This window comes from Verrucosispora sp. FIM060022 (assembly GCF_003977705.1).
Taxonomy (GTDB): Bacteria; Actinomycetota; Actinomycetes; order Mycobacteriales; family Micromonosporaceae; genus Micromonospora; species Micromonospora gifhornensis.
In genome coordinates, this window is the sequence record NZ_RQIV01000004.1 from 287,832 (window position 1) to 303,183 (window position 15,352).

A 15,352-nucleotide genomic window follows, 5' to 3' on the forward strand; every position below is an offset into this window, starting at 1 on the left:
ATGTCGCACCGGCCGCCGGCCCCGAGCGGGCGCGTGACGTCGGCGAAGATCGTGATCGCCGGCGGATTCGGCGTCGGCAAGACGACGCTCGTCGGCTCGGTCTCGGAGATCACGCCGCTGACCACCGAGGCCATCATGACTTCCGCCGGGGTGGGCGTCGACGACACCCGGCAGGTGCCGGGAAAGACGACCACCACGGTCGCCATGGACTTCGGCCGCATCTCGATCGACCGCGACCTGATCCTGTACCTGTTCGGTACGCCGGGTCAGACCCGCTTCTGGTTCATGTGGGATGAACTGGTCCGGGGTGCGATCGGCGCGGTCGTGCTGGTGGACACCCGCCGGCTGGCCGACTGCTTCGCGGCGATCGACTTCTTCGAGCACCGGCGGCTGCCGTACCTGGTGGCCATCAACTGCTTCGACGGCATGCAGTACCACGACCCGCAGGACGTCCGGGAGGCCCTCGCGATCTCCAACGACGTGCCGGTGGTGGCCTGCGACGCCCGGAACCGGGAGTCGACGAAGCACGTGCTGATCTCGCTTGTCGAGTATGTGCTCACCATGCGTCGCTCGCGGGCTGTCGCCCCGGCCTGAGCGCCGCCGCAGCGCCCGGTGACGATCTGACGTCGACACCGGGCGCTGGTTGCTGTCCGCGTGCGGATCGCGCGGGCGTCCGCGCCCGGTCGCCGAGTGCGTGTGTGGCGGCTCGTGGAGTCTCTATGCGACCCCGAGTCGGCATTAACACCGGATGGAGCGGCTACAGCCGTCTGGCGGCGTGCCTGACGCCTTCGGTGAGTCCGGTCAGGACGTACCGTGTGGACGCCGCAAGGCGTCCACACGGTGTCACCTCGTCGGGTGGTGCACCGGAAGCGACAGGCCGACCAGGCCGGTTTCAGGAACGGTAGCCGGCGGAGCGGTACTCGTACTCCCGGTCGTCGTCACGGTCGCCGGTGTCCCGGCTGAAGTCCCAGCCGCCGGCCGCCTCCCGGCCCGGGCGGCCACCGACGGCGAACCCGCCGATCTCCTGGCCGCGACGCCAGCCGCGGAAGTAACCGGTGGTGTTCTCGGCCAGGCTGGCCGCGTCGCGCACGATCCGCAGTGGACGCTCCTCGCGCAGCGGCGAACCGGGCACGAGATTGGCCTGCGGTACGCGCTTGGGCAGGCCGGCGTTCGTCTCGGCACCCACCGCGGGGCGGGCGGCCTGCTCGGCGGCCTGCCATCCGGTGTCGGCCGTGCTCGACCAGTCCAGGGCGGCGTCCTCGCCGTGCCCGACGAACCAGGCCGACTTGGCCTGCGCGAAGATCAGCAGGTCGCCGTCGCCCTCGTCGGAGATCGGCGACGGCCGGTGCTCGACGGGCGGCGCCGGTCGACGCGGCAGCAGTGGGGGATCCAGCCGCTCGGCGGCATGCCCACGCTGCTCGTCGTGAGCCCGGTCCACCAGACGCAGTGGAGGGTTCTCCAGGTGCGACTCCGGCCCGTTGCGCAGCGCCCGGTCGGCCAGCGGCGGCGGCTCGACGAGCCGCAGCACCGGAGGCTCCGGCGGCAGGTCGTCGGCGAGCCACGGCGGGGTCACCCGACGCTCGGTGGTCAGCTCGGCGGGCACCTCGGGACCGGTGGCGGGGCCTACGCCCCGGTTGTGGTCGTCGTACGCGCCGGCGACCGGGTTGCGCGCCGAACTGTCGGCGGGATTCTCCGGGTTGTTCACCAGCGGCCAGTTGGCACGCGAGCCCGGTGCGGCCGGTTCCTGCCCGGGGCGGGGCGTCGGCACCGGAACGCTGAGGTCGGTGGCGCTGAAGCCACCCGTCGGCGTCGGCGGCGCACCGTTGGTCTTCGGCCGGGGCGGGATGATGGTGCGCTGCCGTTCGGCGCGAGCACTGTTGATCGCTGCGGTGGTCAGCGTCGGCCGGAACGGCTCGCCGGCCTCGGCCGGTGGGATCGAGCCACGCGGTGCCGGTGCGATCGGGGTGATCCCGGGCGGAGGCGGTGGCGTGGAGATCGGCCGGTTCGTCGGCCCGTCGATCCGCGATCCGGCGGAGTCGGGACGTGACGGCGGCGCCGACACGGGCGGGCCGGCGACCGCAGCCGGTGCGATCGGGGCCGGTGCGACCGGCGGCGGGGCGACCGGGGCCGGTGCCACCGGCGGCGGATTCGTCGGGCGGGGTGCCGGCGGTGCGGTGGTGCCCGACACCGGCTCGGGACGGGAACGGCGTCCGGCGGCTGGTTCCGGGCCGGTCGGGCGTACGGCTCGCAGGCCGGCGGCGCTGTTGACGGTGGGCAGTTCGCCGACCGGCTCGCCCCGTCGGGCGGCGGCTCGACGGCCGGTGGCCTGGGCCGGGCCGGGCGTACGCGCCTGCAGCGCGCCGACGAGTGCCTCGCAGCCGGCGTCGCAGGCGCGTACCGAGGCGACGGTCTGCCGGATGGTCTCGGCGGCGGCCGAGGTCAGGGCGCGGTTGACCGTGGACCGTCGAGGCGTCTCGGAGATGGCCACCCGCAGCGCGGTGACCGCCTCGTCGATCGCGTCCGGGTCGCCCAACCCGTCGGCCGTGAGTTGCGCGGCGACGGCGTCGGCGGTGACCGCGGCGTCCCGGCCACGGCCGGCGTCGGTGAGCATGCTCGGCTCGGGCAGCGCATCCAGCACCGCCAGCGGGATCGACTCCGCCGGGTCGGGGAAGGCGCGCAGGGCGGCCGGGTACAGCTCGCGCAGCACCTCACGCAGCGCCACCGCGGCGGAGTGCCGCCCGCTGGTCAGCGCCGCGTGCGCGGCGAGGATCTGCTTGTAACCGGCGAGATCCCGGGGCGCCGGCAGGGTCACGGCCGACAGGGCGCCGGCCTGCAGGGCGCGAGCCAGGCCGACGGCCCGCCGGACGGCCGGCGGGGACTGCATCTCCTCGACCGAGTCGTCATCGGCGAACCGTTCGGCGAAGTCGTCGACCGAGTCGTCGTCCGCGATCGCCAAGGGGCGGCCGGCAGCGCTGAGCAGTGAGGTGACGGTGTGGTCGTCGGTGTCGGCGGCGATCGCCGCTCCGCTCGGCCCGCCCGAGCGGTCCACGAGCAACGTGACCAGCCGGGCGTAGCCCGCCGGGTCGTCGTCGACCTCGCAGACATGCAGCAGCCGGCCTGCGTCGTCGACCACAGCGGACGTCAGCGTCGATCCGGCCGAGGCCGGTCGGTCGGCCGGATCCGCCGAGGCCAGACCGCAGTACACGCGCACGAGCGCCACGGCGTCGTCCTCCTCCCGGGACACAGGGCTTAGCTCTGCCAGAGACTGATGCTCCCTGTTGTGGGTCAGTCGCGCCAGTCCACGACCGCAGAGATCTTTCCGACAATGGTCCGCCAACCGAGACTTGCGGTTTGTGCCCCGATTTTCTTCAACCGCCGACGACCCAGGAAACCACCGATGCCGCCGTTGACCGAGGCCCGTAGCGCCTCGTCCAGGTCGTCGAGGCTGGAGCCGGCGGAGAGCATGTCGAGCACGGCCGGCAGACGCAGCGCGTACGACAGGTCCCGGGCGACCTCACCGGCCTCGATGAGCAGCGTCGGGTCCCAGGTGTCGTGCCCGCCGCGCAGGTTCTCCACGACCAGGTCGAGCTCGTAGATGTCCTCGTCGAGGGGCGCGATGTCGGCCGGCTCCACCCGTTCGGACAATTCATTCCAACTGTCCAGCTGAGACAGATCGTTCGGTGCGCCGGAGCGGACGAAACTCACAAGCGCCTCGGGGGTCTTGAACAGCAGCAGCCGCCCCCGGTGGCTCAGGAAGATCGGCACCTCCTCGTCGCCGGCCTCCTCGGCCGCCTTCTCGTCGGTGTCGTCCTTGTCGCCCTTGGCGTCGGTGTCGCCGTCCTTGGACCGCTTCTCCTCGTCGTCGCTCTCGGCGAACTCCCGGGCGATCTCCTCGTCCAGGATGACGACGTCTCCGTCCTCGTCGTCCTCGGCCTCGACGACCTGGCGACGGGCCAGGAACGGATCGTCGGCGTCGCGCTCGGCCACGTCGGTCGGGGTCAGCTCGCTGGCCGGGCGGTACGCCCGCAGCGTGTAGCCGGTGCCGGCGGGCAGGGCGATCTCCACCGGGTCGATCCGCAACTCTTCCCAGAGCGCGCGGGACGCGCCGGGATCCGCGTCGGCGACGGCCTCCGACTCGTCGGTGGCGTCCGGCTCGGTGGGGCCGGTCGTGTCATCGAGCTCGGGCTCGTCGGCGTCCGGCCGTTGAGGCGACTGGCGGGCCACGGTGACCTCCGTGTGCGTCGGGCTGCCCACCCGCCGGCGTGGTGCCGACGAGTGACTCTGGGCACATACCCTAGTTGGCTGCGCTGGGTGACCGGTGCCCGCCCCGGTGGCGGGGCCGTGGTTCGACAAGTAGCGTTTCTACGCATGAACGCCCAGGCGCTGCACGGCCACCTCGACTCCCTGCTGCTCGCCGTGCTGGAGCGGGGCGCCCTGCACGGCTACGCCATCATCGAGGCACTGCGCGCCCGCAGCGACGGGCGGCTCGATCTGCCCACCGGCACCGTCTACCCGGCGTTGCGTCGGCTGGAGCGGGCCGGGCACGTGGCCAGCGTCTGGAGCACCGTCAACGGTCGAGAGCGGCGGACGTACGAGCTGACCGACGCCGGCCGACGCACGCTGGCCGAGCAGCGGGCGGGGTGGCGCGAGTTCACCGCGACCGTCGGGCGTGTCCTGGACGCCGACCCACCCTCGGCGACATCGGGCTGATCACTGCGGGTGACCTCGTGGCGCGAGGGTGAGGCACGCTACCGGGTGACCAACGGCCGGGCGGCGAGCAGCCAGGTGTGCGCGGTCCGGCCCAGCCAGAGATGCGCCGCACCCGCGACCAGCATCCCGACGATCATCGGTGGCCAGCTGAGCGCCGCGTCCCACAGTGCGATCGACCAGCCGAAGAGTGCCACCCCGGCCATCGCGCCCAGCAGGGTGGTGCCGGTCAGCAGGATGCCCGTGGTGTGCGCCGCGACGGTGAACCCGGGCCGGGACGACCGCGCGGTCATCGCCACCAGCACCAGACCGGCCGCCCCGAACAGGAACGCCGCAGTCCAGATCACGTCGACCGACCGGGACAGCAGCAGGTAGCCGGTCGGCGGCGGCGGACGCGCGCTCCAACTCGACCCGTGCCAGGTCAGATCACCGGCGATCGCGGCGACCCCGGCGAAGGCGACGATCCACAGCGCCAGCCGGCGCAGCGCGGCCACCGCCAGTTCGGCCTGGTAGGCCGGCGCAAGCTGCTCGGGCGTACCGAACTCGGCCACCGCCCGTCGGGCCGCCTCGTCGCCCGTCAGACCACCGTCCCGGTACGCCTCGACAGTGTCCAGCAGGCCGTGCCGGGCCTCGGTCAGCAGATCCGCGCGTAGCCGGCGTGGCCCGTGCAGCCGGGCGGCCAACTGCCGCAGGTGCTCCTCGACCAACACGTCATCACCGACCGGCATGTCCCCCATGCTGCCAGCCGGACGGCCGTCCCGCCGTCCGGGAGATCCCTGAGGGGTCAGCCGGAAACCGCCAGGTAGCCGTGCTCGGCGGCCTGTTGCAACGTCCACTGGTCCCGGTACCAGCCCGGGGTCGCGATCAGGTCCGCGTGCCGACCGCGCTGGATGATCCGTCCCGCGTCCAGCACCACGATCTCGTCCAGCCCGGCGAGACCGCTGAGCCGATGGGAGATCAGCAACACCGAGCGTCCGGCGGGAACGGCGGCCAGGGCACCGGCGAGCACCTCGTCCGCGGCGACCGGGTCGAGGCCTTCGGTCGGCTCGTCGAGCACCAGCACGGCGGGGGCGGCGAGCAGCGCCCGGGCCAGTGCGAGACGCTGCCGCTGACCGCCGGAGAGCTGCGCACCCTCCTCACCGACGACGGTGTCCCAACCGTCCGGCTGGTCCCGTACCCAGTCGGCCAGACCGGCCGCCTCGGCCGTGGCGAAGAGCGCCAGCTCGTCGGCGCCGGGTCGGCCCAGCAGCAGGTTCTCCCGGACCGTGGCGTGGAAGACGTACGCCTCGGCGAGCAGCCCGCCGACCACCGTCGGCAACTCCTCGGGCGAGTACGTGCCGAGGTCACGCCCGTCGAGGGTGACCCGACCGCCGTCCGGGCGTACCGCACCGGTCAGCACCGCGGCGAGAGTGCTCTTGCCCGCGCCACTCGGACCGACCACCGCCACCCGTCGCCCCGCCGGCAGGTCGAGATCGAAGGTGTCCAGGGCGGCGGGCGCGCCGCTGCGGTACCGCACCGTCACCTGGTCGAAGCGCAGGTCAGGAGCACTTCCCCGGTTGCCGGACAGGGCTTTGAGGGCTGCCGGAGCTGGTTCGGGCGATGTGCGCTCGACTCCCGTCGGGCCCGCCCCGGTCGTGGCACTGTCGGTGATGAGCGGGGCGACCCGGGCCAGACCGGCGCGGAGCGCTGTCCACTGCCGGGCGGCACCGACCAGGGCCAGGGCGATCTCCACGGCGGACAGGGTGCCGACCGCCAGCACACCGACGAGGACCCCACCCACCCCGGCACGGAGCGCGACGAAGACCACGGCACCGGCGGTCAGCCCGGCCACCAGCACCCCGGTGGCGTCCACGGCGAAACCGCGTACGGCGAGCCGACGTTCCAACCGGGCCAGCCGGCGGGCGCGGCGCTGCGCCGCGTCGAGGGCGACGCCTGTCGCACCGAAGGCGGCGAGGTCGGCTGCGCCGTGGGTCAGGTCGACCGCGTCGGCGGCGAGCGCACCCCGCAGCGGTGCCACCTCGGCAGCGGCCCGCCGGGTCAACGCGGTGGCCAGCGCCGGCAGCGCCACCCCGGCCATCAGCAGCCCGGCGGCGAGCACCAGCGCGGCCGACGGCGAGACCAGCGCGGTCAGCCCGACCGCCAGCACGCTCACCAGACCGGCCGCCGCGCCCGGTACGACGACCCGCAACAGCAGGTCCTGCACCGCCTCCACGTCGGAGACCAGCCGGCTCAGCGCGTCGCCGGTGCGCGGTGGCGCGCCGCGTCGGGCGGCCAGGGTGGCGAAGACCCGGGTCCGGACATCGGTGACCAGACGCAGCACCGCGTCGTGGCCGGCGAGCCGCTCGGTGTAGCGCAACACGCCCCGGCTGACGGCCAGGGCCCGTACCGCGACGATCGCCACGGTGAGCCGGTCCAGCGGAGGCTGGCCGGCAGCCGCCATCAACAGCCAGGTCGCCGTGGCCATCAGGGCAAGCGCCGCGAACTCGGTGACCGCCGCGAGCAGGCCGGCACCGATCAGCCGATTCAGGTACGGCCGGGCCAGCCGCAGCACCACCAGCTCCGGCGCCCCGCCGGCCGGTCGGAGACCAGCCCGGGCCGAGCCGCTCTCCGGGCCGGCCTGGCTGGAGCCGGCCTGGGCGGATTGTTCTTCGCTCATCGGCCCTCCCCGGTCGGCTGCGGGGTCAGCTCGGTCACCCGGCCGTCGTCGACCCGCAGGATGCGGTCGGCGTCGGCGAGCAGGGCGGGCCGGTGGGCGACCAGCAGGGCGGTACGGCCCGCCACCAGGCGGTGGGTGGCCGTCAGCACCGCGGCCTCGGCGGCGGTGTCGAGGCGGGCGGTGGGCTCGTCGAGCAGGACCACGGGGGCGTCCCGCAGGAACGCCCGGGCCAGCGCGACCCGCTGTCGCTGCCCGCTGGACAGGCCGTGCCCGCGCTCACCGAGCATGGTGTCCAGGCCGTCGGGCAGGGCGGCGATCACGTCGTCGAGGGCGGCGTCCTGAACCGCCTTCTCGACAGCGGTCGGGGCGGCCTCGGGGACGCCGAGGCGGATGTTGTCGGCAAGCGAGGCGGCGAACAGGTGGGCGCGCTGCGGCACCCAGGCCACCTGCCGACGCCAGCCGTCGAGGTCGGCCTCGGCGAGGTCGACCCCACCCACGGTGACCCGGCCACGGGTCGGCGTGACGAAGCCGAGCAGCAGGCCGAGCAGGGTGCTCTTGCCGGCACCGCTGGGCCCGATGATCGCGATCCGCTCGCCCGGCCGGATGGTCAGCGAGACGTCCCGCAACGCCACGGTGCGCTGGTAGGCGACGGTGACCGACTCGAACCTGATCTCACCGCGCCCGTCCGGCAGCGCGCCGGCGCGGGTCTGCGGTGCCGGCGCGGCACCGGTCAGGGTGAAGGCCTCGTCCAGCGCGGTGAGCCCCTCCATGCTCGCGTGGAACCGGCTGCCGGCCGCGCGCAGCGGCAGGTACGCCTCCGGGGTGAGCAGCAGCACCAGCAGCGCGACCTGGAGGGTCAGCCCGCCGCCGAGCAGTCGGATGCCCACCGGCACCGCGACAAGCGCCACGGACAGGGTGGCGACCAGTTCGAGCACCAGGGCGGAGAGGAAGGCGATCCGCAGGGTCTTCATGGTGGCGACCCGGTGGCTGTCGGCCATCCGGCGTACCGCGTCGGTCTGGGCCTTTGCCCGACCGAACGCGCGCAATGTCGGCAGCCCGGCCACCATGTCCAGGAAGTGCCCGCCGAGCCGGGACAGCCGACGCCACTGGCGTTCGGTGGCGGCCTGGGCCTGCCAGCCGAGCAGGGCCCCGAAGATCGGAATGAGCGGCAGGGTCAACGCGATGATCAGCGCCGAACTCCAGTCGGCGAAGACGATCCGGCCGAGCACGGCGACCGGCACGGTGACGCTGAGCACCAGCTGGGGGAGATAACCGGTGAAGTAGGCATCCAGGGCGTCCAGCCCGCGACCGGCGAGAGTGGCCAGTTGACCGGCCCGCTGGCCGGCGACCCAGCCGGGCCCGTGCCGGGCGACCGCGCCGAGCAGGTCGGCCCGCAGCGCCGCCTTGACCGTGGCGGCCAGTCGGGCCGACACCGTGCCCTGCGCCCAGACCAGCACCGAGCGGGCCGCCACTGCGGCGACGAAGCCGGCCAGGGCGGGGCGGTTCAGTTCACCGGTGAACGCGGAGGCCAGCAGGGTGGCCAGGGCGGTGGCCTGCGCCACGACCAGCCCGGCGGCGAGTACCCCGAGCAAGCCCAGCAGGGCGAGGTCACCCCGGGCGGCGGGAACCCGGCGCAGCAGACGCGGGTCGAAGGGCCGGCGGTTCACCAGTACACCAGCGCCCTACCCTCGGTTCGTCCTCGGAAAATCCACAAGCACATCGCCTGAAAGCCTAGTAGTGCCGGCAGCAACGGTACTGCGAGCCAGCCCAACAGGCGCAGGGTCGGGGCGCTGGCTGCGGCCTCCGTCACGGCCAGTGACGCTGCGGGGTCGACGGTCGAGACCAGCGCGTACGGCCAGAGGGTCGCCCCGACCAGCAGCACCGGAAGGGCCAGCGCGGTGGCGGTGGCGGCGAAGGCGACACCCTCCCGTCGCCGGCCCAGCGCCGTCCGCGCCACCAGCAGCGCCGCGACCAGCCCCACCGCCAGCAGTACGCCGACCGCCGGGCGCTGCGCGGCGACGCGTACCCGGTCGGAGAACAGGCCCACGACGGTGGCCGTGCCGACCGCGCCGGCCGCGGTGAGGACCAGCCGGCGGGCCAGCGGCCGGAGCCGGTCGGCCTCGGCGGCCGGCAGCCGCAGCGTGAGGAAGGCTGCCCCGTGCGCCGCGACAAGCGCGACCAGCGCCAGCGCGGCAGCGGCGGCGAACGGGGTGAACAGGTGCGTCACGCCGACGACATGACCGTCGAGATGCCGCGGTACGCCTTGGAGCAGCCCGGCCAGCACGACCCCCCAGCCGAGCGCGGCCAGCAGGCTGCCCACCACGATCACCCGGTCCCACGCGGTCCGCGCCCACCCGCTGGCCGGCCGGCTGCGCAACTGCACCCCGACGGTGACCAGGATCACCCCGAGCAGTGCCCCCAGCACCGCCGGATAGCTGCCGGCGAGCAGTTCCCCCTCCAGGACGGGGAAGGCGCCGAACAGGATGCCGACGGCCGCGACCAGCCACACCTCGTTGCCGAGGAAGAACGGTCCGACGGCGTTCAGGGTCGCCCGCCGCCGCGCCGGGTCGGTGCGCCGGGCCAGCAGCAGGCCGACGCCGTAGTCGTAGCCACCGAGCACCAGGTAGCCGGCGAAGAAGAGACCGAGCAGGGCGTACCAGGCGAGTTCCATCAGGCTCTCCTCAGACGAAGGCGGGCTCGGTGCGGCTGTCGTCGGCCGGTGGTTGCGTCGGCGGTCGGCCGAGGGCGGGATCCGCCGCGCCGGCGGCCGCGTGCCGGGCCAGCAGCACCCAGTTGGTCACGGCGAGGCTGCCGAGCAGCAGGGTGAAGCCGATCAACGAGGTGGCCATCAGCCACGGGTCGATCGGGGAGACCGCCTGGTCCACCCGCAGCAGTCCGTACGCCACCCAGGGCTGGCGGCCTACCTCGCGGGCGATCCAGCCGAGGATCACGGCCACGAACGGCAGCGGCAGGGCGATCATGAGCAGCCAGAGCGGGAAGCGGAGCCGGATGATCCAGTCCCGCCAGAGCAGCGGGAGGATCAGCCAGAGCAGACCGAGGCCGAAGCCGATGAGGATCATGAAGCCGAGTCCGGCGTTGGCCAGCACGGGCGGCAGGTAGTCGCCGGGGCCGAACCGGGCGGTCCAGTCGGCGACCAGCGCTTCGGCGTCCGGGCCGGTGCCGTTGAACTTGGTCGGCTGGATCGCGCCGACCGCGCCGAACTGGGCGAAGCCGAAGCTCTGGACGAGGCCGATCGCCAGGGTGGCGGTGACCACGCCGATCCGCAGCGAGGTACGGAACAGGTCGAAGTCACCGGTGCCGCGGGTCAGGTGCCAGGCGCTGACCGCGGCCATCAGCATCCCGCCGGTGAGCAGGGCTGCCGACACGACGTGCCCGAACGCCATCCACAACGCCGGGTTGGTCAGCAGCGCGGAGAAGTCGGTCAGATGGGCGACCCCGTCGCGTACCTCGTAACCGACCGGGTTCTGCAGCCAGGAGTTCGCCACCAGAATCCAGAAAGCCGAGGCGTACGCGGTGAGCGCCACCCCGTACAGCAACGCCAGGTGTACGCCCCGACGCAGCCGGTGCCAACCGAAGATCCACATGCCGAGGAAGGTCGACTCCAGGAAGAAGGCGACAAGGGTCTCGATCGCCAGCGGGGCACCGAAGACGTTGCCGACGTACCGCGACAGGCCGCTCCAGTTCAGCCCGAACTGGAACTCCATCACGATGCCGGTGGCGATGCCGAGCACGTAGTTGATCACGTACAGCTGGCCCCAGAACCGGGTGAGCCGCTCGAAGCGCGGGTTGCCGGTGATCAACCAGGCCGTCTGCAACCCCACCAGCAGGGTGACCAGGCCGAGGGTGACCGCCACGAAGAGGAAGTGGACCGAGGCGGTCGCGGCGAACTGGAGCCGGGCGAGGAGCAGGGCATCCATGACTCTCCTGGGGTCGACGCTTCACCTCAGGGAGCCTACAGGTAGAGAAGCTACATATTCGATCGCGAGAGGCCTGCGCGGGCAGGATCAGGGTCAGTTCAGGGTGCCCGACTGCTGGTGGTCGACGCGCCCGGTCGGTGCGGGCGGTCAGCTCAGGAAGAGGCCGATCGGCAGGTAGGCGGCGGTGCTGGTCACCGCGAGCGCGGCAGCGCCGATCAACCGGGGCGGTCGCCCCGCAATCAGCAGCCGCTGCATGCGTACGTCCAGGTCCCGATGCCCGAGACCGAGCGTGCCGGCCGGGCTGATCCGGTCACCGGCGGCGGCGAACCGGCGCAACGCACCGGCCAGCGGCGCGTCCGCGTGCAGCTCCCGGGCCTTGTCGTCGGCACGCATCTCGACAAGCAGCCCGACCCGTTCGTGCGCCTGACGCACCCAGCGCAGCCAGGGCAACGCCCGGCACAACGCGGTGAACGGCAGCAGCACCAGGTCGTGCCGTTCCTGGGCGTGTGCCCGTTCGTGGGCGAGCACCGCCTCCAACTCGGCCGGGTCGAGCAGATCCAGCGCGCCGGCACTGACCACCACCCGAGGCCGTACGCCGGGCAGGCAGTACGCGGCCGCGCTCGGATGGTCGAGCACCAGTGCCCCGGGCACCGCGGGATCCCGCCGCGCCACCAGGGTCAGCAACTCCCGGTGCCGACGCTGGGCGCGTACCGTGCCGTGGATGCTGCGTACCGTCGTGGTGAGCAGCACCGCGCCGATGCCCAGGCCGATGCCGACCAGCCCCAGGTGAGCCACGCCCAGCCCGGCCGGCAAGGTGCTGTGCCACAGATCCCTGACCAGCGCGAGCAGGGCGCTGCCGGTACCCATCTCGTACGGTGCCAGCCCGAGCGCGATCGGCATGCCCATCGCGGACAGGCCGGCCCCCAGACCGATCGCCTGCCAGCAGAGGATCGCCACCCCCGGGCTCCGCCACGTCCAGGTGGAACGGGCCAGGACCTGCGCGAGCAGCCAACAGGCAAGCATCGCGCCAGTGAAATGCAGGGCGTACGCCACGGTGTCGCCCCTACCGTTCCGCGGTCTCGCCCGCCCGGTCCGGGCGGCTTGCCCGGTCGGCCGGCGGCACCTCGATCCGATCGGTCAAACTGCCGACCCCCTCAGCGCCCGCGTCTGCCGTGCCTGCGGTGCTGTTCGTGACTCCCGTGCCTTCTGCGACTCCGGTGACTTCTGCGCCTTTCGTGCCCGGCGTCAACGTGGCCTCCGCTGCCAGGGCAGCGCGCAGCACGTCCGCCTCGGTGCCGGTGACCGATCGGGCGAACCGGACCAGCGCCGCATCCCGGCTGCCACCGAGGTCGAGTGCGTCGAGCATGAGCTGGGCGATGTGCGCCTCCCGGCTGGCCGCCGCGCGATAACGCCAGGCCCGGCCCTCCCGTTCGCGCTGCACCATGCCCTTGCCGGCGAGGCGATCGAGCACCGTCATCACAGTCGTGTACGCCAACTCGCGCCCGGCCAGCGCGTCGGCCACCTCGCGCACCGTGACCCCGTCCGACCTGGCGGGCACCGTGTCCCACAACACGTCCATCACCGCACGCTCAAGATCACCCAGCCGAGTCACCCGCCAATCCTACCCCCCGTAGTAGACCTCCCGCCCGCCCCGTTGCGGCGCTGCCCCGGAGCAGGCCCAGCAAGTACGGCGATGTTGCGGCATCAACAGGGTCCGCACCCAGCAATTTCGGCGTTGTTGCGCGCGGCCACGCAGACCGGAAACCCCACCCAGGGACAGCTGGAGCAAATCCGAAGACCTCAGACGCCCTTCGGGTGCCACACGGTCTTCGTCTCCAGCAGCGTCGTCATCCGCCCCAGCCCAGGGTCGGCCGACCAGTCGTGATCAACCGGCACTGGCCGGAGTACCCGCTTGAGGTTCTCCGCCGCCTTCACCTCCAGCTCAGCGGCCAGTTCGGCGTCGGTGACCCCGGTCAGGTCGATCGCGTTGACGTCCATGTGCGCGGCAAGCGTCGGCACGGTCTCCGACAGCCGGCCGGTGAGGATGTTGACCACGCCGCCCGGCAGGTCGGAGGTGGCCAGTACCTCGGCCAGGGTCACCGCGGCCAGTGGGGCGGCCGGGGAGGCGGCCACCACCACGGTGTTGCCGCTGACGATCGCCGGGGCGATCACGCTGACCAGGCCCAGCAGGGCGGGTGTCTCCGGGGCCACCACGGCCACCACGCCGGTGGGCTCGGGGGCGGAGAGGTTGAAGTAGGGCCCGGCGACCGGGTTCGCGCCGCCGTACACCTGGGGCAGTTTGTCGGACCAGCCCGCGTACCAGACCCAGCGGTCCGTCGCGGCGTCGACCTCGTCGGCCGGTACGCCCAGGGCCACGAACTGGTCGCGGCGGCCCTCCAGCATCTCGGCGATGCGGTAGAGGATCTGACCCCGGTTGTACGCGGTCGCCCCGGCCCAGCCCTTCACGGCGGAGCGGGCGGCGACCACGGCGTCCCGCGCGTCCTTGCGGGAGGCCAGCGACACGTTCGCGGATTGCACGAGATACGACCGTCCCGACTCGCTACGCGGGAACTTCCCGCCGATGAAGAGCTTGTACGTCTTGCGTACCGCGACCCGCTCAGACATTGAGGTACGCCTCCAGCCCGTGCCGACCGCCCTCGCGGCCGTAGCCCGACTCCTTGTAGCCACCGAACGGCGAGGTCGGGTCGAACTTGTTGAACGTGTTGGCCCAGACCACTCCGGCGCGCAGCCGGTCGGCCGTCCACAGGATCCGGGAACCCTTCTCGGTCCAGATCCCGGCCGACAGCCCGTACGGCGTGTTGTTTGCCTTTTCCACGGCCTCGGCCGGGGTGCGGAAGGTGAGTACGGACAGCACCGGGCCGAAGATCTCCTCGCGGGCGATCCGGTGTGCCTGGGTGACCCCGGTGAAAATGGTCGGCGCGAACCAGAAGCCCCGTTCGGGCAGCTCGCACGGCGGCGACCACTGCTGCGCGCCCTCGGCGGCCCCGGCCTCGGTCAGTTCCCGGATCCGGGCCAGCTGGGCGGCCGAGTTGATCGCCCCGATGTCGGTGTTCTTGTCCAGCGGGTCCCCGACCCGCAGCTGGGCCATCCGACGCTTGAGTGACTCCAGCACCTGGTCGGCGACGGACTCCTGAATCAGCAGCCGGGAACCGGCGCAGCAGACGTGCCCCTGGTTGAAGAAGATGCCGCTGACGATGCCCTCGACGGCCTGGTCGACCGGGGCGTCGTCGAAGACGATGTTGGCCGCCTTGCCGCCGAGTTCCAGGGTGAGCTTCTTGCGGCTGCCGGCGACCGCGCGGGCGATGGCCCGACCGACGTCGGTGGAGCCGGTGAAGGCGACCTTGTCCACGCCGTCGTGCTCGACCAACGCGCGTCCGGTCTCGCCGGCACCGGTGACGATGTTGACCACGCCGGGCGGCAGGTCGGCCTGCTGGCAGATCTCGGCGAACAGCAGCGCGGTAAGCGGGGTGGTCTCCGCCGGCTTGAGCACCACGGTGTTACCGGCGGCCAGCGCCGGGGCGATCTTCCAGGCCAGCATCAGCAGCGGGAAGTTCCACGGGATGACCTGGGCGGCCACCCCGAGCGGCTGCGGGTTGGCACCGAAGCCGGCGTGGTTCAGCTTGTCGGCCCAACCGGCGTAGTAGAAGAAGTGTGCGGCGACCAACGGCAGGTCGACGTCCCGGGACTCCTTGATCGGCTTGCCGTTGTCCAGGGACTCCAGCACGGCCAGCTCGCGGGAGCGTTCCTGGATGATCCGGGCGATCCGGTACAGGTACTTGGCCCGGTCCCGGCCCGGCATCGGACCCCAGACCTTCTCGTACGCCTTCCGGGCGGCACGGACCGCGCGGTCCACGTCCTGCGGTCCGCCCTCGGCGACCTCGCTGAGCACCTCCTCGGAGGCCGGGTTGATCGACTTGAAGCTGCCGCCGTCGGCCGGATCGACGAACGCGCCGTCGATGAACAGGCCGTAGGACGGTTTGATGTCCACCACCGAGCGGGACTCGGGGGCGGGAGCGTATTCGAACATCGC

Annotated in this window: 11 protein-coding genes and 3 pseudogenes; 2 read left to right on the forward strand and 12 right to left on the reverse strand. The window is 72.8% G+C overall.

All coding sequences use genetic code 11. The features are described from left to right. Entirely contained in the window at positions 1–594 is a 594-nt protein-coding gene (locus EG812_RS14665; protein WP_013731523.1) for a GTP-binding protein, read from the forward strand. 298 nt (positions 595–892) lie between these two features. Here the strand turns inward: EG812_RS14665 and EG812_RS30260 are convergent. The 3 pseudogenes from EG812_RS30260 to EG812_RS14675 form a co-directional block, all read right to left on the reverse strand. Continuing rightward, positions 893–2,209 (reverse strand): annotated as a pseudogene (locus EG812_RS30260) (transposase); the annotation flags it as partial. Positions 2,210–2,286: 77 nt separating this feature from the next. Further along, positions 2,287–3,244, reverse strand: a pseudogene (locus tag EG812_RS30265) (transposase); the annotation flags it as partial. Positions 3,245–3,285: 41 nt separating this feature from the next. Further along, positions 3,286–4,101 (reverse strand): annotated as a pseudogene (locus tag EG812_RS14675) (SatS C-terminal domain-containing protein); the annotation flags it as partial. Between the two features lie 267 nt (positions 4,102–4,368). Between EG812_RS14675 and EG812_RS14680 the strand changes: the two are divergent. Continuing rightward, on the forward strand, positions 4,369–4,710 hold the full coding sequence (locus EG812_RS14680; protein ID WP_013731526.1) for a PadR family transcriptional regulator: 342 nt from the start codon (positions 4,369–4,371) through the stop codon (positions 4,708–4,710). 38 nt (positions 4,711–4,748) lie between these two features. On the opposite strand, the gene EG812_RS14685 is transcribed toward EG812_RS14680, so the two are convergent. The 9 genes from EG812_RS14685 to EG812_RS14725 all read right to left on the reverse strand — a co-directional run bounded on the left by EG812_RS14685 (position 4,749) and on the right by EG812_RS14725 (position 15,349). After that, on the reverse strand, positions 4,749–5,435 hold the full coding sequence (locus EG812_RS14685; protein WP_126711837.1) for a permease prefix domain 1-containing protein: 687 nt from the start codon (positions 5,433–5,435) through the stop codon (positions 4,749–4,751). A 56-nt stretch (positions 5,436–5,491) separates the two neighbouring features. After that, positions 5,492–7,261 carry a thiol reductant ABC exporter subunit CydC gene (gene cydC / locus EG812_RS14690; protein WP_502697194.1) on the reverse strand — a complete coding sequence of 590 codons (1,770 nt, stop codon included), beginning with the start codon at positions 7,259–7,261 and terminating at the stop codon, positions 5,492–5,494. 98 nt (positions 7,262–7,359) lie between these two features. Continuing rightward, positions 7,360–9,030 (reverse strand): thiol reductant ABC exporter subunit CydD, encoded by a 1,671-nt coding sequence (gene cydD / locus EG812_RS14695; protein WP_013731529.1) that lies wholly within the window; start codon positions 9,028–9,030, stop codon positions 7,360–7,362. Continuing rightward, positions 9,027–10,034: a cytochrome d ubiquinol oxidase subunit II gene (locus EG812_RS14700; RefSeq protein ID WP_126711839.1), complete on the reverse strand. Its 1,008-nt coding sequence runs from the start codon at positions 10,032–10,034 to the stop codon at positions 9,027–9,029. Before EG812_RS14700 ends, cydD begins: the two co-directional genes overlap by 4 nt. A 10-nt stretch (positions 10,035–10,044) precedes the next feature. After that, positions 10,045–11,301, reverse strand: a complete 1,257-nt coding sequence (locus EG812_RS14705; RefSeq protein ID WP_126711840.1) for a cytochrome ubiquinol oxidase subunit I — start codon at positions 11,299–11,301, stop codon at positions 10,045–10,047. Between the two features lie 147 nt (positions 11,302–11,448). Continuing rightward, the gene (locus EG812_RS14710) at positions 11,449–12,354 is read right to left on the reverse strand and encodes a M56 family metallopeptidase (RefSeq protein ID WP_013731532.1); all 906 of its coding nucleotides are present in this window, start codon (positions 12,352–12,354) and stop codon (positions 11,449–11,451) included. Between the two features lie 10 nt (positions 12,355–12,364). Continuing rightward, the gene (locus EG812_RS30070) at positions 12,365–12,913 is read right to left on the reverse strand and encodes a BlaI/MecI/CopY family transcriptional regulator (protein WP_353505306.1); all 549 of its coding nucleotides are present in this window, start codon (positions 12,911–12,913) and stop codon (positions 12,365–12,367) included. 188 nt (positions 12,914–13,101) lie between these two features. Then, positions 13,102–13,926 (reverse strand): aldehyde dehydrogenase family protein, encoded by an 825-nt coding sequence (locus tag EG812_RS14720; protein WP_126711841.1) that lies wholly within the window; start codon positions 13,924–13,926, stop codon positions 13,102–13,104. Continuing rightward, complete coding sequence (locus EG812_RS14725; protein ID WP_126711842.1) at positions 13,919–15,349, reverse strand: aldehyde dehydrogenase family protein; 1,431 nt, start codon at positions 15,347–15,349, stop codon at positions 13,919–13,921. Before EG812_RS14725 ends, EG812_RS14720 begins: the two co-directional genes overlap by 8 nt. Positions 15,350–15,352: the final 3 nt, after the last annotated feature.